A 25,444-nucleotide genomic window follows, 5' to 3' on the forward strand; every position below is an offset into this window, starting at 1 on the left:
CTAGCGAATCAGTTGCGGAACGGGAACTTGAACGCTTCGAGCAGCGCCTTGGCTTCGGCGTCGTTCTTGGCGGTCGTCGTGATGGCGATATCCATACCGCGGATCGCATCGACGGCGTCGAAGTCGATTTCCGGGAAGATGATCTGTTCCTTCACGCCCATGTTGTAGTTGCCGCGGCCGTCGAACGAACGGCCGGACACGCCACGGAAGTCGCGGACGCGCGGCAGCGAAATGCTGATCAGGCGATCCAGGAATTCGTACATCTTGGCGCGACGCAGGGTGACCTTGCAGCCGATCGGCCAGCCGTCGCGGATCTTGAACGAAGCCACCGACACGCGGGACTTGGTCGTGATCGGCTTCTGGCCGGTGATCTTGGCCAGGTCGGCCACGGCGTTCTCCAGGATCTTCTTGTTGGTCGCCGCTTCACCCACACCCATGTTGATGGTGATCTTGGTGATCTTCGGCACTTCCATCGGATTGGTGTAGCCGAACTTCTTCATCAGAGCCGGCGCCACTTCTTCCTTGTAGATTTTTTCGAGACGAGTGGTCATGTCATTCCTCAGGCGTCGAGCGCCTCACCGCTGGAGCGGAACACACGCAGTTTGCGTCCATCCTCCAGCACCTTGAAACCGATACGCTCGCCCTTGCCCGTTGCCGGGTTGAACAGCGCGACATTGGAGATGTGGATCGAGCGCTCGCTCTCCACCACGCCACCCGCGATACCTGCCTGCGGGTTCGGCTTGGTGTGGCGCTTGACGACATTGACGTTGGAGACGACCACGCGGTCGCCATCCACGCGCACCACGTCGCCCTTCTTGCCCTTGTCCTTGCCGGCGGTGACGACGACCTGGTCGCCCTTCTTGATACGGTTAGCCATTTCTATGTCCTCCGCTCAGAGCACTTCAGGCGCGAGCGAAACGATCTTCATGAACTTCTCGGAACGCAGCTCGCGGGTCACGGGCCCGAAGATGCGGGTGCCGATCGGCTCCTGCTTGTTGTTCAGCAGGACGGCGGCGTTGCCATCGAAGCGGATCAGCGAACCGTCGGGACGACGGACGCCCTTGCGGGTACGCACGACCACGGCGTCGTAGACTTCGCCCTTCTTGACCTTGCCACGCGGGATGGCGTCCTTGACGGTCACCTTGATGATGTCGCCGATGCCGGCATAGCGGCGCTTCGAGCCGCCCAGCACCTTGATGCACATCAGTTCTTTGGCACCGGAGTTGTCGGCCGCGTCAAGGTAGCTCTGCATCTGGATCATGAGTCAGATCTCCTTTATTCGGCCGCGCGGGTGATGATTTCCACCACGCGCCAGTTCTTGGTCTTGGACATCGGGGCGATCTCGGTCACGCGCACCACGTCGCCTTCCTTGCAGCTGTTGTCCGCGTCGTGCGCGTGCAGCTTGGTGGAACGCTTGATGTACTTGCCGTACAGGGCGTGCTTGACCTGACGCTCCACCAGGATGGTAACCGTCTTGTCCATCTTGTTGCTGACGACGCGGCCTTCGATGGTGCGTTGCGCTTTGTCTTTGTTATCGCTCATCTTGGTCGCTCCTTACTTCTGGCTGCCCAGCAGGGTCTTCACGCGAGCGATCTCGCGGCGGACCCGGCGGGTTTCATGCGTCTTCGGCAGCTGGCCGGTCACCTTCTGCATGCGCAGGGAGAATTGCTCCTTGCGCAGCTCGGTCAGGTGGGCCTTCAGCTCGTCAGCCGATTTCTCGCGGAGTTGCTTGAGTTCCATTAGCGCACCGTCCGGGTCACGAAAGTGGTGGTGACCGACAGCTTGGCCGCGGCCAGGCGGAACGCCTCACGCGCGATGTCCTCGCTGACGCCTTCGATTTCATAGATCATGCGGCCCGGCTGGATCTGGGCGACCCAGTATTCGACGTTGCCCTTACCCGAACCCATGCGGACTTCGATGGGCTTCTTGGTGATCGGCTTGTCGGGGAACACACGGATCCACATCTTGCCGCCGCGCTTGACGTAGCGACTGATCGAGCGGCGGGCCGCTTCGATCTGGCGCGCGGTCAGCTGACCGTGCGCCGTGGCCTTCAGGCCGTACTCGCCGAAACTAACGAGGTTGCCGCTCCAGCTCAGGCCTTCGTTACGGCCCTTGTGCATCTTGCGGTATTTGGTTCGCTTGGGTTGCAACATGACTGATTACCTCGCGTCGCGGTCACGAGCCGGGCGCGACGGACGTTCGCTGCGCTCGGGGCGCGCGTCGTCCTGCTTCTCCTGACCCACCTGGCTGAAATCGAAGATCTCGCCCTTGTAGACCCACACCTTGATGCCGATGATGCCGTAGGTGGTCTTCGCCTCGGCAAAACCGTAATCGATGTCGGCACGCAGCGTGTGCAGCGGCACACGGCCTTCGCGGTACCACTCCGAACGGGCGATTTCCGCACCGTTCAAGCGGCCTGCGACGTTGACCTTGATGCCCAGGGCACCCAGGCGCATCGCGTTGCCGACGGCGCGCTTCATGGCGCGGCGGAACATGATGCGGCGTTCGAGCTGCTGCGCGATCGATTCGGCCACCAGCTGGGCGTCCAGCTCGGGCTTGCGCACTTCGGTGACGTTGATGTGCGCCGGGACGCCCATCAGGTCGCTCACTTCCTTGCGCAGCTTCTCGATGTCCTCACCGCGCTTGCCGATCACCACGCCCGGACGGGCGGTGTGGATGGTCACGCGGGCGGTCTTGGCCGGACGCTCGATCAGGATCTTGGAAATGCCTGCCTGCGCCAGCTTCTTGCGAAGCATCTCGCGCACCTTGAGGTCCGCGGCGAGGTAGTCGGCGTAGTCGCGCTTGTTGGCGAACCACTTGGAATTCCAGTCCTTGGCGATGCCCAGGCGGATACCGGTCGGATGAACTTTGTGACCCATACTTATTTGCCCTCGCCCACGACCACGGTGATGTGGCTGGTGCGCTTCAGAATGCGGGTGCCACGGCCCTTGGCGCGGGCCATGAAACGCTTCAGCATCGGACCTTCGTCGACCATGATGGTCTTGACCTTCAGCTCGTCGACGTCGGCGCCCTGGTTGTTCTCGGCGTTGGCGATGGCGGACTCCACGACCTTCTTGATCAGGTGGGCAGCCTTCTTGTCCGAGAACTTCAGCAGGTTGACGGCGCGCTCGGCGGGCAGGCCACGCACCTGGTCAGCGACCAGGCGGGCCTTCTGGGGGGAGATGCGCGCGGTGCGCAGGATGGCTTTCGCTTCCATGGTCATCTCTCCTTACTTCTTGCCGCCGGCTTTCTTGTCGCCACCGTGACCCTTGAAGGTACGGGTGACGGCAAACTCGCCGAGCTTGTGGCCGACCATGTTCTCGTTGACCAGCACCGGAACGTGGTTCTTGCCATTGTGGATGGCGATCGTGAAACCCACCATTTCCGGCAGGATCATCGAACGGCGCGACCAGGTCTTGATCGGCTTCTTGCTGCCGCCCGCGGCCTCCACCTTCTTGACGAGGTGGTGATCGACGAACGGGCCCTTCTTGAGTGAACGTGCCATGGTCGATTAGCCCCTACGATCGCGGACGATGAATTGCTGCGTGCGCTTGTTCTTGCGCGTCTTGTAACCCTTGGTCGGCACACCCCACGGGGTGACCGGGTGCGGATTACCCTGGCCGGCCTTGGCTTCACCACCACCGTGCGGGTGGTCGACCGGGTTCATGGCCGCACCGCGGACGGTCGGCTTGATACCGCGCCAGCGCTTCGCACCGGCCTTGCCGAGCTTCTCCAGGCTGTGCTCGTCGTTGCCGACTTCGCCCACCGTGGCGCGGCACTCGACCTGCACCTTGCGCATTTCGCCGGAGCGAAGACGCAGCGTGGCGAAGCCCTGCTCGCGAGCGACCAGCTGCACGGCGGCGCCGGCAGCGCGGGCGATCTGCGCGCCCTTGCCCGGCTTCAGCTCGATGCCGTGGATCGTCGTACCGACCGGGATGTTGCGCAGCGGCAGCGTGTTGCCGGCCTTGATCGGCGCATCGCTACCGGCGATGACCTGGTCACCGGCCTTCAGGCCCTTCGGGGCGATGATGTAGCGACGCTCGCCATCGACGTAGCACAGCAGCGCAATGTGCGCGGTGCGGTTGGGATCGTATTCGATCCGCTCCACGCGCGCCGGGATGCCTTCCTTGTCGCGCTTGAAGTCGATGATGCGGTAATGCTGCTTGTGGCCACCGCCGATATGACGGGTGGTGATGCGACCGTGGTGGTTGCGACCGCCGGACTTGCTCTGCTTCTCGAGCAGCGCAGCATGCGGAGCACCCTTGTGCAGGTCGGGCGTCACCACGCGGACCGCCGAACGGCGACCGGGGGAGGTGGGCTTGAATTTCATCAATGGCATGTGGGTCTACCTCAGGCCTTGGCCGACACGTCGATGGCCTGACCATCGGCCAGACGCACGTACGCCTTGCGCCAGTCGCCGCGGCGGCCGGCGCGGTTACGGAAGGACTTGTTCTTGCCCTTGACGTTGACCACGTTGACCGTCTCGACCTTGACGTCGAACAGCTGCTCGACCGCGGCCTTCACATCGGCCTTGGTGGCATCGTTCGAGACTTCGAAGACGTATTGGTTGGAGAGTTCCTGCAGGCGCACGGTCTTCTCGGAGACGCGCGGAGCACGCAGCACGGCAAAAATCTTTTCGTTGCTGATCATGCCAGCCACTCCTCGATCTTCTTGACGGCGTCGGCCGTGATCAGCACCGAGTCGGCACCGACCAGCGCGGCCGGATCCAGCCCCTGCACGTCGCGCACTTCCACGTAGGGAAGGTTGCGGGCGGACAGGTAGAGGTGCTCGGAAGCATCCTCGGTGACGATCAGCGGGCGCTTGCCCAGGTCGAAGCCCTTCAGCTTCTCGATCAGGGCGCTGGTCTTGGTGGCGTCAACGTCGAACGTTTCCACGACCTTCAGGCGGTTCTGGCGGTTCAGCTCGGACAGGATGGAGCTGATGGCCGCACGGTACATCTTGCGGTTGACCTTCTGCGCGAAGCTGCGCGGCTTGGCCGCGAAGGTCACGCCGCCGCCGACGAAGATCGGCGCGGTCAGGGCACCGTGACGGGCACCGCCACCCTTCTGCTTCTTGGACTTCTTGGTGGTGCCGTTCACTTCGGCGCGGGTCTTCTGCGCCTTGGTGCCGGCACGACCGGCGTTGCGGTAGGCAACGACGACCTGGTGGACCAGATCTTCGCTGAATTCGCGGCCGAACACGTCGTCGGAGACCGACAGCTTGTTGGCGCTACCTGTAATGGCTAGTTCCATGGTCGTTCTCCTCAACCCTTGCTCGCCGGACGCACGATCACGTCGCCACCCGGGGCGCCCGGCACGGCGCCGCGAACGGCGATCAGGCCGCGCTCGGCATCCACGCGGACGACTTCCAGGTTCTGCGTGCTCTGCTGCACGGCACCCATGTGGCCGGACATCTCCTTGCCCGGGAACACGCGGCCCGGCGTCTGGCGCTGACCCAGCGAACCCGGCGCGCGATGCGACAGCGAGTTACCGTGGGTGGCGTCGCCCATGCGGAAATTCCAGCGCTTGATGGTGCCCTGGAAGCCCTTGCCCTTGGTGACGCCCTGGACGTCGACGATCTGGCCGACTTCGAAGATGTCGGCCTTGATCTCGCCGCCGACGGTGAAGTCGCCAAGCTTGTCGGCTTCCACGCGCAGCTCCCACAGGCCACGACCGGCTTCGACCTTGGCCTTGGCCAAGTGACCGGCGACCGGCTTGGTGATCAGCGAGGCGCGACGGGCGCCCACGGCGACCTGCACGGCGCTGTAGCCGTCGGTTTCCGGAGTCTTGATCTGGGTGATGCGGTTCGGGGTAGCTTCGATCAGTGTCACCGGGATGGACTTGCCGTCTTCGGTGAACACGCGGGTCATGCCAGCCTTGCGGCCGACGAGACCCAACGAATATTTCTTCGCGGTCATGGTCGTGGGCCTCAGGTCAACTTGATCTGCACGTCGACGCCAGCCGCGAGCTCGAGCTTCATCAGCGCGTCCACGGTCTTGTCGTTGGGGTCGACGATGTCGAGCACGCGCTTGTGCGTGCGGGTCTCGTACTGGTCACGCGCGTCCTTGTCGACGTGCGGGGAAACCAGGATGGTGTAGCGCTCGATCTTGGTCGGCAGCGGGATCGGGCCGCGCACTTGCGCGCCGGTCCGCTTGGCTGTCTCGACGATCTCGCTGGCCGAGCGATCGATCAGACGATGATCGTACGCCTTGAGCCGGATTCGGATCTTTTGGTCCGCCATTGCGGTAGTTCCTTCGTTAAAGAGCGACGGGCGCGGCCTCTGGGATGCCTTGCCCCGGTTAGTCCAAGCTGTTCCAGCTCCCCACCGGCCGCGTTGACTCCACGGACGGAAAGCGCCGGATAGGCTGGGGAATCTTCCTGAAAAACTAGGCGAGCCGGTAAACCGGCCCGCCCAGACATGAAAGTATAGGACGCGTGACATATCCCGTCAACCACCGGGATGCCCTGCCCGGCCCGAAGGCTTGCAGGAAGGCACGCGACACTCCGTGTCTGGCGAACACGAGGCGCTTCCTGCACCTCTTTTCGCGGTAGGAACCAGCGGCCTCCCAGGGGGCGCTGGCGGATGCGATTCCTTTCGGGCCGGGCGGCCGTCAAGGGGCGCGCATGATAGCGCAGGTTTTGCTGTTTTGCAGCATCTCGCGACGAAAAGCGCGGGTTTATTGCAAAAAAGTGGCGGACCGGGGTTCCGGTCCGCCCTTGTCGCTTCGCCAGGCACTGGATCCCCGCATTCGCGGGGATGACGGCCTGACGAAGCCGGACGGGCTGGCCCGTCCGGGTCAGGACGTCACTTGATGATCTTGGCCACCACGCCGGCGCCGACGGTACGGCCGCCTTCGCGGATCGCGAAACGCAGGCCTTCGTCCATCGCCACCGGGTTGATCAGGGTGACCACCATCTTGATGTTGTCGCCCGGCATGACCATTTCCACGCCTTCCGGCAGGGTCACGGCACCCGTGATGTCGGTCGTGCGGAAGTAGAACTGCGGACGGTAGCCCTTGAAGAACGGCGTGTGACGGCCGCCTTCGTCCTTGCTCAGCACGTAGACTTCGGCTTCGAACTCGGTGTGCGGGGTGATCGAACCCGGCTTGGCCAGCACCTGGCCACGCTCCACGTCGTCACGCTTGGTGCCGCGCAGCAGCAGACCGGCGTTGTCGCCCGCCTGGCCCTGGTCCAGCAGCTTGCGGAACATTTCCACGCCCGTGACCGTGGTCTTCTGGGTCGGACGGATACCGACGATCTCGATTTCCTCGCCCACCTTGATCACGCCGCGCTCGATACGGCCGGTCACCACGGTGCCGCGGCCCGAGATCGAGAACACGTCTTCCACCGGCATCAGGAACGGCTTGTCGACGTCGCGCTCCGGGGTCGGGATCCAGCTGTCCAGCGCATCGACCAGCTTCAGGATCGCCGGCACGCCGATTTCGCTCTGGTCGCCTTCCAGCGCCAGACGGGCCGAGCCCGAGATGATCGGGGTGTCGTCGCCCGGGAACTCGTACTTGCTCAGCAGCTCACGGACTTCCATTTCGACCAGCTCGAGCAGCTCGGCGTCGTCGACCATGTCGGCCTTGTTCAGGAACACGACGATGTACGGCACACCGACCTGGCGCGAGAGCAGGATGTGCTCGCGGGTCTGCGGCATCGGGCCGTCGGCGGCCGAGCACACCAAGATCGCGCCGTCCATCTGGGCCGCACCGGTGATCATGTTCTTCACGTAGTCGGCGTGGCCGGGGCAATCCACGTGCGCGTAGTGGCGCGAGGCCGATTCGTATTCCACGTGGGCCGTGGAGATCGTGATGCCGCGCGCCTTCTCTTCCGGCGCCGCGTCGATCGCGTCATAGGCCTTGAACTCGCCACCGAAACGCTCCGCGCCGATCTTCGTCAGCGCCGCCGTCAGCGTCGTCTTGCCGTGGTCAACGTGACCAATCGTGCCCACGTTCACGTGGGGCTTGGTGCGTTCGAACTTACCCTTTGCCATTGTCTTCTACCTTGTTATGCGTGATTCGTGACGGGAATGCAGGGCATCGCGACCGCGATACCCTGCCCCATTGCTCAGTTCTTCTTGACGACCGCGTCGGCGATGTTGGCCGGCGCTTCCGCGTAGTGGTCGAACTCCATCGAGAACGTGGCACGACCCTGCGACATCGAACGCAGCGTGGTGGCGTAGCCGAACATTTCGCCCAGCGGCACCATCGCGGCGATCACCTTGCCGGACGGACTGTCGTCCTGACCCTGCAGGATGCCGCGACGACGGCTCACGTCGCCCATCACGTCGCCCAGATAGTCTTCCGGGGTGACGATCTCGACCTTCATCATCGGCTCCAGCAGGACCGGCTGGGCCTTGCTGAAAGCTTCCTTGAAGGCCATCGAGCCGGCGACCTTGAACGCCATTTCGTTGGAGTCGACGTCATGGAACGAACCGTCGACGGCCTTGATGGCGATGTCGACCACCGGGAAGCCGGCCAGCGGGCCGCTCTTCATGGCGTCTTCGATGCCCTTGCCCGCGGCAGCCACGTATTCCTTCGGCACGACGCCGCCGACGATGGCGCTCTCGTACGAGAAGCCCACGCCACGCTCGACCGGCGACATTTCGATGACGATGTGGCCGTACTGGCCGCGACCGCCCGACTGGCGCACGAACTTGCCGTCCTGCTTGACCGACTTGCGGATCGTCTCGCGATAGGCCACCTGCGGCTTGCCGACGTTGGCTTCCACGTTGAACTCGCGCTTCATGCGGTCCACCAGGATTTCCAGGTGCAGCTCGCCCATGCCCGAGATGATCGTCTGGCCGGATTCCTCGTCCGTCTTGACGCGGAACGAGGGATCTTCCTGCGCCAGGCGGCCCAGGGCCAGACCCATCTTTTCCTGGTCGGACTTGGTCTTCGGCTCCACCGCCATCGAGATGACGGGTTCCGGGAACACCATGCGCTCCAGGGTGATGATGTGGTCCAGCGAGCACAGCGTGTCACCCGTGGTGACGTCCTTCAGGCCCACGGCCGCCGCGATGTCGCCGGCGCGTACTTCCTTGATCTCGTCGCGCTGGTTGGAGTGCATCTGCAGGATGCGGCCCACGCGCTCCTTCTTCGACTTGACCGGGTTGTACACGGCGTCGCCGGAGTTCAGCACGCCCGAGTAGACGCGGAAGAACGTCAGCGAACCCACGAACGGATCCGTCATGATCTTGAACGCCAGCGCCGAGAACGGCTCGTTGTCACCCGCCTTGCGGCTGTCTTCCTTCTCGTTCTCGTCGATGCCCTGCACCGGCGGACGGTCGGTCGGCGACGGCAGCAACTGGATCACGCCGTCGAGCATGGCCTGCACGCCCTTGTTCTTGAACGCGGAGCCGCAGTAGACCGGAATCACTTCCACCTTCAGCGTGCGCTCGCGCAGGCCGGCGATGATCTCGGCCTCGGACAGGTCGCCTTCGTTGAGGTACTTGTCCATCAGCTCTTCGCTGGCTTCCGCAGCCGCTTCGACCATGAAGGCACGGTCTGTCGCGGCCTTGTCGGCCAGCTCGGCGGGAATGTCGCGGTACTCGAACTTGGTGCCCTGCGACGCGACATCCCAGTGGATGTACTTCATCTTCAGCAGGTCGATGACGCCCTCGAAGCCGTCTTCGGCGCCGACCGGCACCTGCATCGGCACCGGGTACGCACCCAGGCGGTTCTTCAGCTGGTCGACGACCTTGAAGAAGTCGGCACCGGTACGGTCCATCTTGTTAACGAACGCGAGGCGCGGCACGGCGTACTTGTTGGCCTGGCGCCACACGGTCTCGGACTGCGGCTGCACGCCACCGACGGCGCACAGCACGAACACCGCGCCGTCGAGCACGCGCAGCGAACGCTCGACTTCGATGGTGAAGTCGACGTGGCCGGGGGTGTCGATGATGTTGAAGCGGTGCTGCGGCAGGGACTTGTCCATGCCCGTCCAGAACGCCGTGGTGGCGGCGGACGTGATGGTGATGCCGCGCTCCTGCTCCTGCTCCATCCAGTCCATGGTCGCGGCACCGTCGTGCACTTCACCGATCTTGTGGCTGACGCCGGTGTAGAACAGGATGCGCTCGGACGTGGTGGTCTTGCCGGCGTCGATGTGCGCCATGATGCCGAAATTGCGGTAACGCTCGATGGGAGTGGTGCGAGCCACGACAGTCTCTCTTTTCTGATGGAGGGCCAGCGGGATGCAGGGGCCTTCCGGGAGGGCGGATCTTCAGATGGCCGAATGCCGCCTTTCGGCGGCCTTCGGGGCGGGACGCGGGAAGCGTCCCAAGGGCACCTTAGATGGTGCCGAAGGCCCTTGCTTGCAAGGGCCCGGAGGCCGTTACCAGCGGTAGTGCGCGAACGCCTTGTTCGCTTCCGCCATGCGGTGGGTCTCTTCACGCTTCTTGATGGCGCCGCCGCGGTTCTCGGAGGCATCCAGCAGTTCGGCGGCCAGCTTGCGCGGCATGGTGTTCTCGCCACGCTTGCGCGCGGACTCGATCAGCCAGCGCATCGCCAGCGCCATGCGGCGCGACGAACGCACTTCGACCGGCACCTGGTAGGTGGCACCGCCGACGCGGCGCGACTTCACTTCGACGGCCGGGGACACGTTGTCCAGCGCCTTCTCGACCAGCTCGAGGGCGTTGGGGTTCTTCTCGCCGATGACGTCCATGGCGCCGTAGACGATCTTCTCGGCGACCGACTTCTTGCCGCTCAGCATCACCATGTTGATGAAGCGGGCAATCGTCTGGCTGCCGTGCTTGGGGTCCGGCAGGATTTCACGTTGGGGGGCAGAGCCTTTGCGCGACATGATTCTTTTTCCTTAAGCCTTGGGACGCTTGGCGCCGTACTTGGAACGGCCCTGGCGACGCTTGGCGACGCCCGAGGCATCGAGCGAGCCGCGCACGGTGTGGTAGCGCACGCCCGGCAGGTCCTTCACACGGCCGCCACGCACGAGCACCACGGAGTGCTCCTGCAGGTTGTGGCCTTCACCGCCGATGTAGCTGATGATTTCTTCCTGGTTGGTCAGGCGCACCTTGGCGACCTTGCGAAGCGCCGAGTTCGGCTTCTTCGGGGTCGTCGTGTAGACGCGGGTGCACACGCCGCGACGCTGCGGGCAGTTGTCCAGCGCGGGCGACTGGCTCTTGTACGTGGGGGCCTGCCGCGGCTTGCGGACCAGCTGATTGACGGTTGCCATAGTGGATTCTTCGTGTGAAGGCCGGAGCCTTGTTTGACATGAAAACGAAGGCAGGCCGCAAGACGGCCCACCTAGACGGAAAAGTATAGCCGGCAACCCGCCCGACCGTCAACGCGACGGAGGTGGGTGCCTGCCAACTGACTGCGATCCCGCCCTTCCTGGGCCGAAAACGAGGCGCATCCTGCGCCTCTTTTCGTGGTCTGGGACGGCCCGGAGGCCGTCAGGTCGTACGGTTTAGCTGGCGCTGGACTCCTCGCCGGCGTCGTCGGTGGCGGCGACCGCGGCCGCCGGAGCGGTCTCGGCCGTGCCGCCGGACAGGGCGTTCACCTCGGCCTCGGTCAGACCGGAGGCGTTGCGGCGGCGCTGGTTGTGGTACGCCAGGCCGGTACCGGCCGGGATCAGGCGACCCACGATGACGTTTTCCTTCAGGCCGCGCAGCGTGTCACGGGTGCCGCGGACGGCCGCCTCGGTCAGCACGCGGGTGGTCTCCTGGAACGAGGCTGCAGAGATGAACGACTCGGTCGCCAGCGAGGCCTTGGTGATGCCCAGCAGGACCGGATCGTACTTCGCGGGCAGCTCGTTGCGGGCCAGCAGCTTCGCGTTCTCCTCGATGAAGCGCTGCTTCTCGACCTGCTCGCCGGCCAGGAACTTGCTGTTGCCGGCGTCGGTGATTTCCACCTTGCGCAGCATCTGGCGGGTGATGACCTCGATGTGCTTGTCGTTGATCTTCACGCCCTGCAGGCGATAGACGTCCTGGATTTCCTTGACCAGGTAGGCCGCCAGCGGCTCGACACCCAGCAGGCGCAGGATGTCCTGCGGGCTCGGCTCGCCGTCCACGATGGTTTCGCCCTTGGCCACGTGCTCGCCTTCGAACACGATGATCTGGCGGAACTTCGGGATCAGCTCTTCGTGTTCCGAACCATCGGTGTCCTTGATGATCAGGCGCTGCTTGCCCTTGGTGTCCTTGCCGAAGCTGATGACACCGGAGCGCTCGGCCAGGATGGCCGGGTCCTTCGGCTTGCGGGCTTCGAACAGGTCGGCCACGCGCGGCAGACCACCGGTGATGTCGCGGGTCTTCGACGCTTCCTGCGGCACCTTGGTGACCACGTCACCCACGCCGACGGGCGCGCCGTCCTGCAGGTTGACGATCGAGCGCGGCGGCAGCAGGTACTGCGCCGGCAGGTCGGTACCCGGGATGCTCAGGTCCTTGCCGTCCTTGTCCACGATGCGGACGATCGGACGCAGGTCCTTGCCCTGCGAGCCGCGGCGTTTCGGATCGGTGATCTCGCGCGACGCCAGACCGGTCAGGTCGTCGGTCTTCTCGATGACGGTGACGCCATCGACGAAGTCCACGAAGCGCACGAAGCCGGCCACTTCCGACACGATCGGGTGGTTGTGCGGGTCCCAGTTCGCCACGGCCTGACCAGCGTTTATCTGCGCGCCGTCCTTGACGTTGATGGTGGCGCCGTAGGGCAGCTTGTAACGCTCGCGCTCGCGACCATGGCCATCGAGCACCGACAGTTCGCCGGAGCGCGACACCGCGACCAGGCTACCGTTCGCGTGTTCGACGAACTTCAGGTTGTTGAACTTGATCGAGCCGGTCGTCTTGACCGTGATGTTGTCCACGGCCGCCGCACGCGATGCCGCACCACCGATGTGGAACGTACGCATGGTCAGCTGGGTGCCGGGCTCGCCGATCGACTGCGCGGCGATGACGCCGACCGCTTCGCCGATGTTGACGATGTGGCCACGGGCCAGGTCGCGGCCGTAGCAGTGCGCGCAGACACCGAAGTCGGATTCGCAGGTGATGGTGGAACGCACCTTCAACGCCTGCACGCCAGCATCTTCCAGCTTCTGCACCCACGCCTCGTCGAGCAGCGTGTTGCGGGTGACGATGGGATCCTCGTCGTTGCCCGGCAGGAACACGTCCTCGGCCACGATGCGGCCCAGCACGCGGTCGCGCAGCGGCTCGACCACGTCGCCGCCTTCCACGATCGGAGTCATGGTCAGGCCTTCCTGCGTGCCGCAGTCGACCTCGGTGATCACCACGTCCTGCGCCACGTCGACCAGGCGACGGGTCAGGTAACCGGAGTTCGCCGTCTTCAGCGCGGTATCGGCCAGACCCTTACGGGCACCGTGGGTGGAGTTGAAGTACTCCTGCACGTTCAGACCTTCGCGGAAGTTCGCCTTGATGGGCGTCTCGATGATCGAACCGTCGGGACGGGCCATCAGGCCGCGCATGCCGGCCAGCTGGCGGATCTGCGCCTGGCTACCACGGGCGCCGGAGTCGGCCATGATGTACAGCGAGTTCATCGACTTCTCGTTGATGGTCTCGCCCTTGGCGTTCTGCACCTTGTCGGTACCGATGGTGTCCATCATCGCCTTGGCGATGCGCTCGTTGGTGCGCGACCAGATGTCGACCACCTTGTTGTAGCGCTCGCCGGCGGTGACCAGACCGCTCTGGTACTGCTCCTGGATCTCCAGCACTTCCTGTTCGGCTTCGCCCAGGATGCCCTTCTTCTCGGCCGGGATCAGCATGTCGTCGATGCCGATGGAGACGCCGGCGCGCGTGGCGTACGCGAAACCGGTGTACATCAGCTTGTCGGCGAACACGACCGTGTCCTTCAGGCCCAGCATGCGGTAGCTGGAGTTGATCAGGCGGCTGATGGCCTTCTTGTTCAACTCGGTGTTGACCAGCGCGAACGGCAGGCCTTCCGGCAGGATCTCGGCGAGCAGCGCGCGACCGATCGTGGTGTCCACGATGCTGGTCTGCTGGCTGCGGCCGCCTTCCTCGTCGATCACGGTGCCGCTGATGCGGACCTTGACCTTCGCGTGCAGCTCGACGGCGCGGTTGTCGTAGGCGCGCTTGACCTCGGCGATGTTGGCGAACGCCATGCCCTCGCCCTTCTTGTTCTCCAGCGCGCGGGTCATGTAGTACAGGCCCAGCACGACGTCCTGCGACGGCACGATGATCGGCTCACCGTTGGCCGGCGACAGGATGTTGTTGGACGACATCATCAGCGCGCGCGCTTCCAGCTGGGCTTCCAGCGAGAGCGGCACGTGCACGGCCATCTGGTCACCGTCGAAGTCGGCGTTGAAGGCGGTACAGACCAGCGGGTGCAGCTGGATGGCCTTGCCTTCGATCAGCACCGGCTCGAACGCCTGGATGCCGAGGCGGTGCAGCGTCGGTGCGCGGTTCAGCAGCACCGGGTGCTCGCGGATGACCTCTTCCAGGATGTCCCAGACGTCGGCTTCTTCGCGCTCGACCAGCTTCTTGGCGGCCTTGATGGTGGTGGCCAGGCCGCGACGCTGCAGCTTGGCGAACACGAACGGCTTGAACAGCTCCAGCGCCATCTTCTTCGGCAGGCCGCACTCGTGCAGGCGCAGGGTCGGGCCGACCACGATGACCGAACGGCCCGAGTAGTCGACGCGCTTGCCCAGCAGGTTCTGGCGGAAGCGGCCCTGCTTGCCCTTGATCATGTCGGCCAGCGACTTCAGCGGGCGCTTGTTGGTGCCGGTGATGGCGCGGCCGCGACGGCCGTTGTCCATCAGGGCGTCAACCGACTCCTGCAGCATGCGCTTTTCATTGCGCACGATGATGTCCGGCGCATTGAGCTCCAGCAGGCGGCGCAGGCGGTTGTTGCGGTTGATGACGCGACGGTACAGGTCGTTGAGGTCGGAGGTCGCGAAGCGGCCGCCGTCCAGCGGGACCAGCGGACGCAGGTCCGGCGGCAGCACCGGCAGGACGGTCATGACCATCCACTCCGGACGGTTGCCCGACTCCAGGAACGCTTCCATCAGCTTGATGCGCTTGGTGAGGCGCTTCAGCTTGGTCTCGGAACCGGTGCTGGCGATGTCTTCGCGCAGGTTGACCATCTCGGCCTGCAGGTCGATCGTGCGCAGCAGGTCGTAGACGGCCTCGGCGCCCATGGCGGCGTCGAAGTCGTCGCCGTGTTCCTGGCGCGCCTGCATGAACTGCTCTTCGGTCAGCAGCTGGCGACGCTCGAGCGAGGTCAGGCCCGGCTCGGTGACGACATACGCTTCGAAGTACAGCACGCGCTCGATGTCGCGCAGGGTCATGTCCAGCATCAGGCCGATGCGCGACGGCAGCGACTTGAGGAACCAGATGTGCGCGACCGGGCTGGCCAGGTCGATGTGGCCCATGCGCTCGCGGCGCACTTTGGCCAGCGTCACTTCCGTGCCGCACTTCTCGCAGACCACGCCGCGGTGCTTCATGCGCTTGTACTTGCCGCACAGGCACTCGTAGTCCTTGATCGGGCCGAAGATGGCCGAGCAGAACAGGCCGTCGCGTTCCGGCTTGAAGGTGCGGTAGTTGATGGTTTCCGGCTTCTTCACTTCGCCGAAGGACCACGAGCGGATCAGGTCCGGCGAGGCCAGCGCGATCTTGATCGCGTCGAAGTCCAGCGTCTGGCGCTGCTGGTTGAAGAGGTTGAGCAGGTCTTTCATGGTGTTTCTCCGTCAGGAGGAATCTTTGTCGATGGCGGGTTGACCGGGGGCGATCGGCGCAGCGGCAGGTCAGTGCCGCCGCGCCATGTCGGTCAGTCTTCCAGTTCCATGTTGATGGCGAGCGAGCGGATTTCCTTCACCAGCACGTTGAAGGATTCCGGCATGCCCGCGACCATCTCGTGGGCACCATCGACGATGTTCTTGTACATCTGGTTGCGGCCCTGCACGTCGTCCGACTTGACCGTCAGCATTTCCTGCAGGGTGTGCGCCGCGCCGTAGGCTTCCAGCGCCCAGACTTCCATTTCACCGAAGCGCTGGCCGCCGAACTGCGCCTTGCCGCCCAGCGGCTGCTGGGTGACGAGCGAGTACGGACCGGTCGAACGCGCGTGCATCTTGTCGTCGACCAGGTGGTTCAGCTTCAGCATGTGCATGTAGCCGACCGTGGTGTGGCGATCGAACGCCTCGCCGGTGCGGCCGTCGAACAGCTGGGTCTGCCCGCTGATCGGCAGGTCAGCGAGTTCGAGCATGTGCTTGATCTCGGTTTCCGCCGCGCCGTCGAACACCGGGGTGGCCATCGGCACGCCGTCGGTCAGGTTCCTGGCCAGTGCGATCAGTTCGGCATCGCTGAACTGGTCCAGGTCCACGCGGTCCTCGCCCAGCTTCTGGTCGTGGTTGTAGATCTGGGTCAGGAACTTGCGCAGGTCGGCGACCTTGGCCTGGGCGTCCAGCATGTCCTGGATCTTCTTGCCCAGTCCCTTCGCGGCCCAGCCGAGATGCACTTCCAGCACCTGGCCGATGTTCATGCGCGACGGCACGCCCAGCGGGTTCAGCACGATGTCCACGGTCTCGCCGGTGGCCATGTACGGCATGTCCTCGACGGGCACGATGGTCGACACGACACCCTTGTTGCCGTGGCGGCCGGCCATCTTGTCGCCCGGCTGGATGCGGCGCTTCACGGCCAGGTAGACCTTGACCATCTTCAGCACGCCCGGGGCGAGGTCGTCGCCGGCGGTGATCTTGCCGCGCTTGTCGGCGAAGCGACGCTCGAACTCCTTCTCGTGCGCCTGGATCTGCATCTGGGCGCGCTCGATGGCGTCGGACGCGTCATCGTCCTTCATGCGCAGGGTGAACCACTCGGACTTCTTCAGGCCGTCGAGGTAGGCGTCGGAAATCGCGTCGCCCTTCTTCAGCGTACCCGGACCACCGTTGGCGACCTTGCCGACCAGCTGCGAGCGCAGGCGGGCGTAGATGGCGCCTTCGAGGATGCGGAACTGGTCGTCGAAGTCCTTCTTGACGCGCTTGATCTCGTTTTCCTCGATCTGGCGCGCGCGCTTGTCCTTCTCGATGCCGTCGCGGGTGAAGACCTGCACGTCGATGACGGTGCCGTCCATGCCCGGCGGCACGCGCAGCGAACTGTCCTTCACGTCCGAAGCCTTCTCGCCGAAGATCGCACGCAGCAGCTTCTCTTCCGGGGTCAGCTGGCTCTCGCCCTTCGGCGTGACCTTGCCGACCATGATGTCGCCGGCGCGCACTTCCGCGCCGATGTACACCACGCCGCTCTCGTCGAGGCGGTTCAGCGCCTGCTCGGAGACGTTCGGGATGTCGGCGGAGATTTCCTCCGGTCCCAGCTTGGTGTCGCGCGCGACGCAGGTCAGCTCTTCGATGTGGATCGTGGTGTAGCGATCCTCTTCCACCACGCGCTCGGAGAGCAGGATGGAGTCTTCGAAGTTGTAGCCGTTCCACGGCATGAACGCGATCAGCATGTTCTGGCCCAGCGCCAGCTCGCCGATGTCGGTCGAGGGACCGTCGGCCAGCACGTCGCCGCGCGCGACCACGTCGCCCACGTTCACCAGCGGACGCTGGTTGATGCAGGTGTTCTGGTTGGAGCGCGTGTACTTGATCAGCGAATAGATGTCGACGCCGGCATCGGTTTCGCCGGAGATCTCGACCTCGTTGACCTTCACCACGATGCGGCCGGCGTCGATCTGCTCGACCACGCCGCCACGACGCGCGTTCACGGTCACGCCCGAGTCGCGCGCCACGGCGCGCTCGATGCCGGTACCGACCAGCGGCTTCTGCGCACGCAGCGTCGGCACGGCCTGGCGCTGCATGTTGGCGCCCATCAGTGCGCGGTTCGCGTCATCGTGCTCCAGGAACGGCACCAGCGCCGCAGCGACCGACACGGTCTGCATGGGCGAGACGTCCATGTAGTCCACTTCGCTCGGCGGCTTCAGCAGCGATTCGCCCTGGTAGCGGCACGGCACGAACTGCTCGGTCAGGCGGCTCTTGGCGTCATGCAGCGCGTTGGCCTGCGCGATGACGTACTCGTTCTCTTCGATCGCCGACAGGTATTCGATCTCGTCGGTGATGGTGCCGTCCACGACCTTGCGGTACGGCGTCTCGAGGAAGCCGTAGCTGTTGGTGCGCGCGTACACGGCCAGCGAGTTGATCAGGCCGATGTTCGGGCCTTCCGGCGTCTCGATGGTGCAGACGCGGCCGTAATGGGTCGGGTGCACGTCGCGGACTTCGAAGCCGGCGCGCTCGCGGGTCAGGCCGCCCGGGCCCAGGGCCGAGACGCGACGCTTGTGCGTGACTTCCGACAGCGGGTTGTTCTGGTCCATGAACTGCGACAGCTGCGAGGAGCCGAAGAACTCCTTGATCGCGGCGGCCACCGGCTTGGCATTGATCAGTTCCTGCGGCGTCAGGCCTTCGGACTCGGCCATCGACAGGCGCTCCTTGACGGCGCGCTCGACGCGGACCAGGCCCACGCGGAAGACGTTCTCGGCCATTTCGCCGACCGAACGCACGCGACGGTTGCCCAGGTGGTCGATGTCGTCCACGGTGCCGCGGCCGTTGCGGATCTCGGTCAGGACCTTGATGACGTCCAGGATGTCCGAGGTCTCGCCCAGCGTGGCGACGAGACGCTTGGCCTCTTCGTCATTGCGCGCACCGAAGTACTTCTTGTCGTACAGCACGGCTTCGCCGGTGGTTTCCTTGCGGCCCACGCGACGGTTGAACTTCATGCGGCCGACGTTCGACAGGTCGTAGCGCTCGAAGGTGAAGAACAGGTTGTGGAACAGGTTCTGCGCGGCATCCTTGGTCGGCGGCTCGCCGGGACGCATCATGCGGTAGATCTCGACCAGCGCTTCCAGCTGGGTCTTGGTCGGGTCGATGCGCAGGGTGTTGGACAGGTACGGGCCACGGTCCAGGTCGTTGACCCACAGCGTGCCCACGGCGTCCACGCCGGCCTTGCGGAACTTGGCCAGCTGGTCGTCGGTGATCTCGTCGTTGGCGGCGGCCAGCAGTTCACCCGTGTTGGCGTCGATCACGTCGTGCGACAGGATGCGGCCGACCAGGTACTCATCGGGCACGGCCAGCGCGGCGATGCCGGACTGCTCCAGCTGCTTCACGTGGCGCGCGGTGATGCGCTTGCCGGCTTCCACGATGACCTTGTCGCCATCGGCCAGGTCGAAGTTCAGCGTCTCGCCGCGCAGGCGCTCGGCGACCAGCTCCAGCTGCACGCCTTCCGGCAGGATGTGGAAGGTGTTGACGTCGAAGAACTCGTTGAGCATCTCCTCGTTGGAGTAGCCCAGCGCACGCAGCAGGATCGAGACCGGCAGCTTGCGGCGGCGGTCGATACGCGTGAACAGCGCGTCCTTCGGGTCGAACTCGAAGTCCAGCCAGGAGCCGCGGTAAGGAATGATGCGGGCGCTGTACAGCAGCTTGCCCGAGCTGTGCGTCTTGCCGCGGTCGTGGTCGAAGAACACGCCCGGCGAACGGTGCAGCTGCGAAACGATGACGCGCTCGGTGCCGTTGACGATGAAGGTGCCGTTGTCGGTCATGAGCGGAATCTCGCCCAAGTAGACCTCCTGCTCCTTCACGTACTTGATGGCCTTGGTCGACGACTCGCGGTCGTAGATCACCAGGCGCACGGTCACGCGCAGCGGGGCGCCGTAGCTCAGGCCACGGTTGCGGCACTCGCGCTCATCGAACACGGGCTCGCCCAGCTTGTAGCCGACGTACTCCAGCGCGGCGTTGCCGCTGTAGCTGGCGATCGGGAAGACCGACTTCAGCGCAGCGTGCAGGCCACGGTCCTCGCGCCTGGCGGGATCGGTGTGCTCCTGCAGGAACTCACGGTAGGAGTCGACCTGGATGGCCAACAGGAACGGGACCTCGAGGATCGACCGCTGCTTGCCGAAATCCTTGCGGATGCGCTTCTTTTCGGTGAACGAATATGTCGTCATGTGACTGTGCCTCTGGCAGCGTGGGGCGCGCGTCCGCGACCACACGGGGGACATTCTTTCGAACGGGGGAATTTCCAGTTGGAAGTCGCTGGTATTGCCGGCACCAGCACGCCTTCTGCCGCTACTTCCAACTACAAACTCGCTTGGGCGGGAATCGGGAATAGGGAATGGAGAATCGATGGCGAGCGCAGGACGGCGCCGCGCTCTTGCGATTCCCTATTCCCTATTCCCTCCTCCCGTTGAAACGACCGAAGGCCAGGGGCTTTCGCCCCCGGCCTCGGGTTGTCGCCTGAGTGAACCGGCGACGGATACGACTTACTTGACTTCGACGCTCGCACCAGCGGCTTCGAGTTCCTTCTTGAACTTGTCGGCGTCTTCCTTCGACACGCCTTCCTTCAGCACGCCGCCGGCCTCGGTGAGGTCCTTGGCTTCCTTCAGGCCCAGGCCGGTGATGGCGCGAACCGCCTTGATGACGTCGACCTTCTTGGCACCGGCGTCCTTCAGGACGATGGTGAACTCGGTCTGCTCTTCGACCGGGGCGGCAGCGGCGGCCGGGCCGGCAGCAGCGGCGACCGGGGCGGCGGCGGAGACGCCGAACTTCTCTTCGATGGCCTTGACCAGCTCCATCACTTCCATCAGGGTCTTGCCGGCAATGGCGTCGACGATCTGTTCGTTGGAAAGGGACATTGTGTTTACCTTTGGAAATTATCTGGGATTAGGGTTCGTAGAACCGTAAAGACGTCGAACTCAGGCTTCGGCCGGGGCTTCGGCAGCGGCTTCCGCCGGCGCTTCGCCACCACCCTGCTGGTCGGCCACGGCCTTGACGGCGCGGGCGAACATCGAGGCGGGTTCGGCCAGCACGCGGGCCAGCATGGCCAGCGCCTGATCACGGGTCGGCAGCGACGCCAGGACGTCCACATGGCTGGCCGGATACAGCTGGCCACCCACGGAAACGACCTTCGGCTGCAGCTTGTCGTTACCCTTGGCGAATTCCTTGATCAGGCGACCGGCAGCGCCGGGCTCCTCGGTCGAAAACGCATACAGCAGCGGACCGACGAGCTTGTCCTGGACAACCTCGAACTCGGTACCGGCGATGGCACGCACGGCCAGCGTGTTCTTGACAACCTTCAAGAACACACCGGTCTCGCGGGCCTTCTTGCGCATCGCGGTCATTTGGCTGACCGTGGTGCCTGCGTATTCGGCAGCGACCAGGGAGTGCGCCTTGGCGGCGACGTCTGCCAGTTCGGCGACTACTTCTTGCTTCTGGGACAGATTGAGAGCCATACACTCCTCACTTATTGACTCCGCTCGCGGCTCCTGCCGTTCGCGGTCCTGGACGGCGTCCATCCTGGATGCCGGGGACTTGCGGTCCCGTCGGTGGCCTGTCTGACTGGCCGGCCTTGCGGCCAGCACCAGAAAACTTCCAGAAGGCGGCACCATCTGCGCAGGCGCACTCCCTTTCGGGGGTGGATTAAGCGATCCCGCTAGCCACGACGGCGATTCCCTGCCAACACGAGCCTCCGTGCCCGTCGTCGTTGCGCGCTGACCGCACCTGCGGTCTTTGACGGCTGTCGCTTGCACCGGAACCCCGGTTTGGGCGACTGCCCTCAAAATTTTTGCCGTCGTTCCCGCGAAGGCGGGAACCCGGCGACTTTCTTGTTTCTCCGGCGACTCAGACTTCAAGTCGCTGGATCCCCGCTTGAGCAGCCATTCGGCGGCTAAAAGCCGCGGGGATGACGAACTGACAAAGCCGCGCGCTTTGCGCGCGGGTCAGTTCGTCACTTCAGGGACAGCGAGGACTGGTCGACGGTGACGCCGGGGCCCATGGTCGAGCTGACCGAGATCTTCTGCAGGTACTGGCCCTTGGAGGTGGCCGGCTTGGCCTTCACCAGGTCGATCAGCAGCGCCTGCAGGTTCGACTTCAGCGCTTCGTCTTCGAAGCTGGCCTTGCCGATCGTGCAATGGATGATGCCGGCCTTGTCGGTGCGGTAGCGCACCTGGCCCGACTTGGCGTTCTTGACCGCCTCGGCCGGGTTCGGCGACACGGTGCCGACCTTCGGGTTCGGCATCAGGCCACGCGGGCCCAGCACCGTACCCAGCTTGCCGACCACGCGCATCGCGTCCGGCGTGGCGATGACCACGTCGTAGTTGATGTCGCCGGCCAGCATCTTCTCGGCCAGGTCGTCCATGCCGACGGCTTCGGCGCCAGCGGCGGCGGCTTCGTCGGCCTTGGCGCCGGCCGGGGCGAACACCGCCACGCGGACCGACTTGCCGGTACCGGCGGGCAGCACGGTCGAACCGCGCACCTGCTGGTCGGACTTCTTGGCGTCCACGCCCAGGCGCACGGCCACGTCGACGGACTCGACGAACTTGGACTTGACCGCGGTCTTGATGATCTTCAGGGCCTCGTCAATGGCGTACGCCTTGCCGGGGGTCACGGCGGCCAGGATGGCCTTCTGTCGCTTGTTCTGTGCCATCTCTTAACCCTCTACCGTCAGGCCCATGGAGCGGGCGGAACCCGCGATCGTGCGCACCGCTGCGTCCAGGTCGGCCGCGGTCAGGTCGGGTTCCTTCGCCTTGGCGATGTCCTCGAGCTGCTTGCGGGTGACCTTGCCCACCTTCTCGGTGTTCGGGCGCTTGGAGCCGGACGTGATGCCGACGGCCTTCTTCAGCAGGATCGACGCCGGCGGCGTCTTCGTGATGAAGGTGAAGGTACGGTCGGAATAGGCCGTGATGACCACCGGAATCGGCAGGCCCGGCTCCAGCTTCTGCGTGGCGGCGTTGAACGCCTTGCAGAATTCCATGATGTTCAGGCCGCGCTGACCCAGCGCAGGACCGACCGGCGGCGAGGGGTTGGCCTGACCGGCCTTCACCTGCAGCTTGATGTAACCGACAACTTTCTTTGCCATGTGAGTGCTCTCCGGGTGCTAGCGCCTGGGTTTCAGGCTCCCCATCGGACCGGGAAAATCACGCGTCCCGGCATCGCGTTTTCTTGAACGCGCCAATGGCCACCCGAGGGCGGCCATGGCTCCTGCCCGGCATCGCCGTCAGGGAGCCGCGCAGTATATCAGGGTTTTACGGTCCCGACTGAATACGCCGGGCCGCCGGATCAGGCCTTTTCGACCTGCCCGAATTCCAGCTCCACCGGGGTGGAACGACCGAAGATCAGCACCGCGACACGCAGGCGGCTCTTCTCGTAATTGACTTCCTCGACCACGCCGTTGAAGTCGTTGAACGGACCGTCGGTGACGCGGACCATCTCGCCCGGCTCGAACAGGACCTTGGGCTTGGGCTTCTCGACGCCTTCCTGGACGCGGTCGAGGATGGCAGCCGCCTCTTCGTCGCGGATCGGCAGCGGACGGTCGGCGGTACCGCCGATGAAGCCGAGGACCTTCGAGGTGTCCTTCACCAGATGCCAGCTCTCGCTGTCCATCCGCGGGATGCCGCCCTCGTCATGGGTCTCGATCTGGACCAGCACGTAGCCCGGGAAGAACTTGCGCTCGGAACGGCGCTTCTGGCCGGAGCGCATCTCCACAACTTCCTCGGTCGGGACCAGGACGTCGCCGAACTTTTCCTGCATCTCGTCGCGGACGATGCGGTCGCGAAGGGCCTGGGCCACCGACTTCTCGAAGCCCGAGTAGGCATGGACGACATACCAACGCTTCACTGCGGCACTCTCCTCAACGACCAAAATTCAGGAACAGCTCGATCGCTTTCTGGATGCCGAAATCGAAGGCGGCCAGGATCAGGCTCAGGATGATGACCACGATGACGACCACCCAGGTCGTGCGGGTCGCTTCCTCGCGGGTCGGCCATACGACCTTGCGCAGTTCGAAACGCGATTCGGACAGGAACTCGCGCGTGTCGCGACCCTTGCCGGTCTGCAGGAACACCAGCGCACCCAGCACCAGTCCCGCGACGACAGCCAGTGCGCGCACCGGCGTGGCCCACTGGCCATTGAACCACCACCATGCGACCAGGCCGCCGACGACCAGCGCCAGCGCCAGCGCGTACTTGGCGATGTCCGCTGCGGGCGTACCGGCTTTGGATTGTTCGACCTTGCTGTTCAAGTCAGTTGTCGCTCTTTGCTTTGGGGAGTGCCGGGGATCCGGACTCCGCGGGGAAGGAAGTGGCACGCCAGGAGGGACTCGAACCCCCAACCTGCGGTTTTGGAGACCGCTGCTCTGCCAATTGAGCTACTGGCGTATCGATTTGCTACAACCTTCCCTTAGACGGCGAAGGCGGACCGAGGTTCCGGTCCGCCCTTGTCGCTTCGCCAGGCACTGGATCCCCGCATTCGCGGGGATGACGGCCTGACGAAGCCGGACGGGCTGGCCCGTCCGGGTCAGGACGTCACTTGATGATCTTGGCCACCACGCCGGCGCCGACGGTACGGCCGCCTTCGCGGATCGCGAAACGCAGGCCTTCGTCCATCGCCACCGGGTTGATCAGGGTGACCACCATCTTGATGTTGTCGCCCGGCATGACCATTTCCACGCCTTCCGGCAGGGTCACGGCACCCGTGATGTCGGTCGTGCGGAAGTAGAACTGCGGACGGTAGCCCTTGAAGAACGGCGTGTGACGGCCGCCTTCGTCCTTGCTCAGCACGTAGACTTCGGCTTCGAACTCGGTGTGCGGGGTGATCGAACCCGGCTTGGCCAGCACCTGGCCACGCTCCACGTCGTCACGCTTGGTGCCGCGCAGCAGCAGACCGGCGTTGTCGCCCGCCTGGCCCTGGTCCAGCAGCTTGCGGAACATTTCCACGCCCGTGACCGTGGTCTTCTGGGTCGGACGGATACCGACGATCTCGATTTCCTCGCCCACCTTGATCACGCCGCGCTCGATACGGCCGGTCACCACGGTGCCGCGGCCCGAGATCGAGAACACGTCTTCCACCGGCATCAGGAACGGCTTGTCGACGTCGCGCTCCGGGGTCGGGATCCAGCTGTCCAGCGCATCGACCAGCTTCAGGATCGCCGGCACGCCGATCTCGCTCTGGTCGCCTTCCAGCGCCAGACGGGCCGAGCCCGAGATGATCGGGGTGTCGTCGCCCGGGAACTCGTACTTGCTCAGCAGCTCACGGACTTCCATTTCGACCAGCTCGAGCAGCTCGGCGTCGTCGACCATGTCGGCCTTGTTCAGGAACACGACGATGTACGGCACACCGACCTGGCGCGAGAGCAGGATGTGCTCGCGGGTCTGCGGCATCGGGCCGTCGGCGGCCGAGCACACCAAGATCGCGCCGTCCATCTGGGCCGCACCGGTGATCATGTTCTTCACGTAGTCGGCGTGGCCGGGGCAATCCACGTGCGCGTAGTGGCGCGAGGCCGATTCGTATTCCACGTGGGCCGTGGAGATCGTGATGCCGCGCGCCTTCTCTTCCGGCGCCGCGTCGATCGCGTCATAGGCCTTGAACTCGCCACCGAAACGCTCCGCGCCGATCTTCGTCAGCGCCGCCGTCAGCGTCGTCTTGCCGTGGTCAACGTGACCAATCGTGCCCACGTTCACGTGGGGCTTGGTGCGTTCGAACTTACCCTTTGCCAT

At 64.7% G+C, this 25,444-nt stretch carries 27 protein-coding genes and 1 tRNA gene; all 28 read right to left on the reverse strand.

The genetic code is table 11. The annotated features are described in order from the left end of the window. Positions 1 to 8 precede the first annotated feature (8 nt). Positions 9 to 551, reverse strand: coding sequence for a 50S ribosomal protein L5 (gene rplE, locus CSC78_RS11575; protein ID WP_055941290.1), 543 nt, complete (start codon positions 549 to 551; stop codon positions 9 to 11). Positions 552 to 559: 8 nt separating this feature from the next. Continuing rightward, positions 560 to 877: a 50S ribosomal protein L24 gene (gene rplX, locus CSC78_RS11580; RefSeq protein WP_162338026.1), complete on the reverse strand. Its 318-nt coding sequence runs from the start codon at positions 875 to 877 to the stop codon at positions 560 to 562. A 15-nt stretch (positions 878 to 892) separates the two neighbouring features. Then, positions 893 to 1,261: a 50S ribosomal protein L14 gene (rplN, locus tag CSC78_RS11585; protein ID WP_013535986.1), complete on the reverse strand. Its 369-nt coding sequence runs from the start codon at positions 1,259 to 1,261 to the stop codon at positions 893 to 895. A 14-nt stretch (positions 1,262 to 1,275) separates the two neighbouring features. After that, positions 1,276 to 1,542, reverse strand: coding sequence for a 30S ribosomal protein S17 (gene rpsQ, locus CSC78_RS11590; RefSeq protein ID WP_055941286.1), 267 nt, complete (start codon positions 1,540 to 1,542; stop codon positions 1,276 to 1,278). A 12-nt stretch (positions 1,543 to 1,554) separates the two neighbouring features. Continuing rightward, on the reverse strand, positions 1,555 to 1,740 hold the full coding sequence (gene rpmC / locus CSC78_RS11595; protein WP_055941284.1) for a 50S ribosomal protein L29: 186 nt from the start codon (positions 1,738 to 1,740) through the stop codon (positions 1,555 to 1,557). Further along, positions 1,740 to 2,153 (reverse strand): 50S ribosomal protein L16, encoded by a 414-nt coding sequence (rplP, locus tag CSC78_RS11600; protein WP_055941282.1) that lies wholly within the window; start codon positions 2,151 to 2,153, stop codon positions 1,740 to 1,742. The genes rpmC and rplP overlap by 1 nt, the downstream gene beginning before the upstream one ends. A gap of 6 nt (positions 2,154 to 2,159) precedes the next feature. Then, positions 2,160 to 2,879, reverse strand: coding sequence for a 30S ribosomal protein S3 (gene rpsC, locus CSC78_RS11605; protein ID WP_056878821.1), 720 nt, complete (start codon positions 2,877 to 2,879; stop codon positions 2,160 to 2,162). Positions 2,880 to 2,881: 2 nt separating this feature from the next. Beyond that, a complete protein-coding gene (gene rplV, locus CSC78_RS11610; RefSeq protein ID WP_055943295.1) occupies positions 2,882 to 3,217 on the reverse strand; it encodes a 50S ribosomal protein L22 in 336 nt (111 codons plus the stop codon). Between the two features lie 12 nt (positions 3,218 to 3,229). Beyond that, positions 3,230 to 3,505, reverse strand: a complete 276-nt coding sequence (gene rpsS, locus CSC78_RS11615) for a 30S ribosomal protein S19 (protein ID WP_055941277.1) — start codon at positions 3,503 to 3,505, stop codon at positions 3,230 to 3,232. A gap of 6 nt (positions 3,506 to 3,511) precedes the next feature. Next, positions 3,512 to 4,339 carry a 50S ribosomal protein L2 gene (gene rplB, locus CSC78_RS11620; RefSeq protein WP_162338027.1) on the reverse strand — a complete coding sequence of 276 codons (828 nt, stop codon included), beginning with the start codon at positions 4,337 to 4,339 and terminating at the stop codon, positions 3,512 to 3,514. A gap of 11 nt (positions 4,340 to 4,350) precedes the next feature. Continuing rightward, positions 4,351 to 4,650: a 50S ribosomal protein L23 gene (gene rplW / locus CSC78_RS11625; protein WP_055941273.1), complete on the reverse strand. Its 300-nt coding sequence runs from the start codon at positions 4,648 to 4,650 to the stop codon at positions 4,351 to 4,353. Beyond that, complete coding sequence (rplD, locus tag CSC78_RS11630) at positions 4,647 to 5,252, reverse strand: 50S ribosomal protein L4 (RefSeq protein ID WP_062352428.1); 606 nt, start codon at positions 5,250 to 5,252, stop codon at positions 4,647 to 4,649. Before rplD ends, rplW begins: the two co-directional genes overlap by 4 nt. A gap of 11 nt (positions 5,253 to 5,263) precedes the next feature. Then, entirely contained in the window at positions 5,264 to 5,917 is a 654-nt protein-coding gene (rplC, locus tag CSC78_RS11635; protein ID WP_162338028.1) for a 50S ribosomal protein L3, read from the reverse strand. 11 nt (positions 5,918 to 5,928) lie between these two features. Beyond that, complete coding sequence (rpsJ, locus tag CSC78_RS11640; RefSeq protein WP_027070119.1) at positions 5,929 to 6,240, reverse strand: 30S ribosomal protein S10; 312 nt, start codon at positions 6,238 to 6,240, stop codon at positions 5,929 to 5,931. Between the two features lie 564 nt (positions 6,241 to 6,804). Beyond that, positions 6,805 to 7,995 (reverse strand): elongation factor Tu, encoded by a 1,191-nt coding sequence (gene tuf / locus CSC78_RS11645; RefSeq protein WP_162338029.1) that lies wholly within the window; start codon positions 7,993 to 7,995, stop codon positions 6,805 to 6,807. 74 nt (positions 7,996 to 8,069) lie between these two features. Then, positions 8,070 to 10,160 (reverse strand): elongation factor G, encoded by a 2,091-nt coding sequence (fusA, locus tag CSC78_RS11650; protein WP_162338030.1) that lies wholly within the window; start codon positions 10,158 to 10,160, stop codon positions 8,070 to 8,072. A 174-nt stretch (positions 10,161 to 10,334) separates the two neighbouring features. Continuing rightward, positions 10,335 to 10,802 carry a 30S ribosomal protein S7 gene (rpsG, locus tag CSC78_RS11655; RefSeq protein WP_055945227.1) on the reverse strand — a complete coding sequence of 156 codons (468 nt, stop codon included), beginning with the start codon at positions 10,800 to 10,802 and terminating at the stop codon, positions 10,335 to 10,337. Between the two features lie 12 nt (positions 10,803 to 10,814). Further along, entirely contained in the window at positions 10,815 to 11,189 is a 375-nt protein-coding gene (gene rpsL, locus CSC78_RS11660; protein ID WP_055945224.1) for a 30S ribosomal protein S12, read from the reverse strand. 234 nt (positions 11,190 to 11,423) lie between these two features. Continuing rightward, complete coding sequence (rpoC, locus tag CSC78_RS11665; protein WP_162338031.1) at positions 11,424 to 15,656, reverse strand: DNA-directed RNA polymerase subunit beta'; 4,233 nt, start codon at positions 15,654 to 15,656, stop codon at positions 11,424 to 11,426. Positions 15,657 to 15,748: 92 nt separating this feature from the next. Further along, the gene (gene rpoB, locus CSC78_RS11670) at positions 15,749 to 19,900 is read right to left on the reverse strand and encodes a DNA-directed RNA polymerase subunit beta (RefSeq protein WP_162338032.1); all 4,152 of its coding nucleotides are present in this window, start codon (positions 19,898 to 19,900) and stop codon (positions 15,749 to 15,751) included. 315 nt (positions 19,901 to 20,215) lie between these two features. After that, the gene (gene rplL / locus CSC78_RS11675) at positions 20,216 to 20,587 is read right to left on the reverse strand and encodes a 50S ribosomal protein L7/L12 (RefSeq protein WP_162338033.1); all 372 of its coding nucleotides are present in this window, start codon (positions 20,585 to 20,587) and stop codon (positions 20,216 to 20,218) included. A gap of 60 nt (positions 20,588 to 20,647) precedes the next feature. Continuing rightward, positions 20,648 to 21,184 carry a 50S ribosomal protein L10 gene (gene rplJ / locus CSC78_RS11680; RefSeq protein ID WP_162338039.1) on the reverse strand — a complete coding sequence of 179 codons (537 nt, stop codon included), beginning with the start codon at positions 21,182 to 21,184 and terminating at the stop codon, positions 20,648 to 20,650. Between the two features lie 494 nt (positions 21,185 to 21,678). Then, entirely contained in the window at positions 21,679 to 22,377 is a 699-nt protein-coding gene (gene rplA / locus CSC78_RS11685; protein ID WP_055945206.1) for a 50S ribosomal protein L1, read from the reverse strand. 3 nt (positions 22,378 to 22,380) lie between these two features. Further along, the gene (rplK, locus tag CSC78_RS11690) at positions 22,381 to 22,809 is read right to left on the reverse strand and encodes a 50S ribosomal protein L11 (RefSeq protein ID WP_055945202.1); all 429 of its coding nucleotides are present in this window, start codon (positions 22,807 to 22,809) and stop codon (positions 22,381 to 22,383) included. 200 nt (positions 22,810 to 23,009) lie between these two features. After that, positions 23,010 to 23,567, reverse strand: coding sequence for a transcription termination/antitermination protein NusG (nusG, locus tag CSC78_RS11695; RefSeq protein WP_162338034.1), 558 nt, complete (start codon positions 23,565 to 23,567; stop codon positions 23,010 to 23,012). Between the two features lie 13 nt (positions 23,568 to 23,580). Continuing rightward, entirely contained in the window at positions 23,581 to 23,970 is a 390-nt protein-coding gene (gene secE / locus CSC78_RS11700; RefSeq protein ID WP_162338035.1) for a preprotein translocase subunit SecE, read from the reverse strand. A 60-nt stretch (positions 23,971 to 24,030) separates the two neighbouring features. Continuing rightward, a tRNA-Trp gene (locus CSC78_RS11705) sits at positions 24,031 to 24,106 on the reverse strand. A gap of 147 nt (positions 24,107 to 24,253) precedes the next feature. Further along, the gene (tuf, locus tag CSC78_RS11710) at positions 24,254 to 25,444 is read right to left on the reverse strand and encodes an elongation factor Tu (protein WP_162338029.1); all 1,191 of its coding nucleotides are present in this window, start codon (positions 25,442 to 25,444) and stop codon (positions 24,254 to 24,256) included.

Source organism: Pseudoxanthomonas japonensis, assembly GCF_010093445.1.
In the GTDB taxonomy this organism is placed as follows: domain Bacteria; phylum Pseudomonadota; class Gammaproteobacteria; order Xanthomonadales; family Xanthomonadaceae; genus Pseudoxanthomonas_A; species Pseudoxanthomonas_A japonensis.

Excerpts from the sequence above, each read along its gene's own strand:
- rplE (WP_055941290.1), bottom strand. The coding sequence starts at position 551 with ATGACCACTCGTCTCGAAAAAATCTACAAGGAAGAAGTGGCGCCGGCT.
- rplX (WP_162338026.1), bottom strand. The coding sequence starts at position 877 with ATGGCTAACCGTATCAAGAAGGGCGACCAGGTCGTCGTCACCGCCGGC.
- rplN (WP_013535986.1), bottom strand. The coding sequence starts at position 1,261 with ATGATCCAGATGCAGAGCTACCTTGACGCGGCCGACAACTCCGGTGCC.
- rpsQ (WP_055941286.1), bottom strand. The coding sequence starts at position 1,542 with ATGAGCGATAACAAAGACAAAGCGCAACGCACCATCGAAGGCCGCGTC.
- rpmC (WP_055941284.1), bottom strand. The coding sequence starts at position 1,740 with ATGGAACTCAAGCAACTCCGCGAGAAATCGGCTGACGAGCTGAAGGCC.
- rplP (WP_055941282.1), bottom strand. The coding sequence starts at position 2,153 with ATGTTGCAACCCAAGCGAACCAAATACCGCAAGATGCACAAGGGCCGT.
- rpsC (WP_056878821.1), bottom strand. The coding sequence starts at position 2,879 with ATGGGTCACAAAGTTCATCCGACCGGTATCCGCCTGGGCATCGCCAAG.
- rplV (WP_055943295.1), bottom strand. The coding sequence starts at position 3,217 with ATGGAAGCGAAAGCCATCCTGCGCACCGCGCGCATCTCCCCCCAGAAG.
- rpsS (WP_055941277.1), bottom strand. The coding sequence starts at position 3,505 with ATGGCACGTTCACTCAAGAAGGGCCCGTTCGTCGATCACCACCTCGTC.
- rplB (WP_162338027.1), bottom strand. The coding sequence starts at position 4,339 with ATGCCATTGATGAAATTCAAGCCCACCTCCCCCGGTCGCCGTTCGGCG.
- rplW (WP_055941273.1), bottom strand. The coding sequence starts at position 4,650 with ATGATCAGCAACGAAAAGATTTTTGCCGTGCTGCGTGCTCCGCGCGTC.
- rplD (WP_062352428.1), bottom strand. The coding sequence starts at position 5,252 with ATGGAACTAGCCATTACAGGTAGCGCCAACAAGCTGTCGGTCTCCGAC.
- rplC (WP_162338028.1), bottom strand. The coding sequence starts at position 5,917 with ATGACCGCGAAGAAATATTCGTTGGGTCTCGTCGGCCGCAAGGCTGGC.
- rpsJ (WP_027070119.1), bottom strand. The coding sequence starts at position 6,240 with ATGGCGGACCAAAAGATCCGAATCCGGCTCAAGGCGTACGATCATCGT.
- tuf (WP_162338029.1), bottom strand. The coding sequence starts at position 7,995 with ATGGCAAAGGGTAAGTTCGAACGCACCAAGCCCCACGTGAACGTGGGC.
- rpsG (WP_055945227.1), bottom strand. The coding sequence starts at position 10,802 with ATGTCGCGCAAAGGCTCTGCCCCCCAACGTGAAATCCTGCCGGACCCC.
- rpsL (WP_055945224.1), bottom strand. The coding sequence starts at position 11,189 with ATGGCAACCGTCAATCAGCTGGTCCGCAAGCCGCGGCAGGCCCCCACG.
- rpoC (WP_162338031.1), bottom strand. The coding sequence starts at position 15,656 with ATGAAAGACCTGCTCAACCTCTTCAACCAGCAGCGCCAGACGCTGGAC.
- rpoB (WP_162338032.1), bottom strand. The coding sequence starts at position 19,900 with ATGACGACATATTCGTTCACCGAAAAGAAGCGCATCCGCAAGGATTTC.
- rplL (WP_162338033.1), bottom strand. The coding sequence starts at position 20,587 with ATGTCCCTTTCCAACGAACAGATCGTCGACGCCATTGCCGGCAAGACC.
- rplJ (WP_162338039.1), bottom strand. The coding sequence starts at position 21,184 with ATGGCTCTCAATCTGTCCCAGAAGCAAGAAGTAGTCGCCGAACTGGCA.
- rplA (WP_055945206.1), bottom strand. The coding sequence starts at position 22,377 with ATGGCACAGAACAAGCGACAGAAGGCCATCCTGGCCGCCGTGACCCCC.
- rplK (WP_055945202.1), bottom strand. The coding sequence starts at position 22,809 with ATGGCAAAGAAAGTTGTCGGTTACATCAAGCTGCAGGTGAAGGCCGGT.
- tuf (WP_162338029.1), bottom strand. The coding sequence starts at position 25,444 with ATGGCAAAGGGTAAGTTCGAACGCACCAAGCCCCACGTGAACGTGGGC.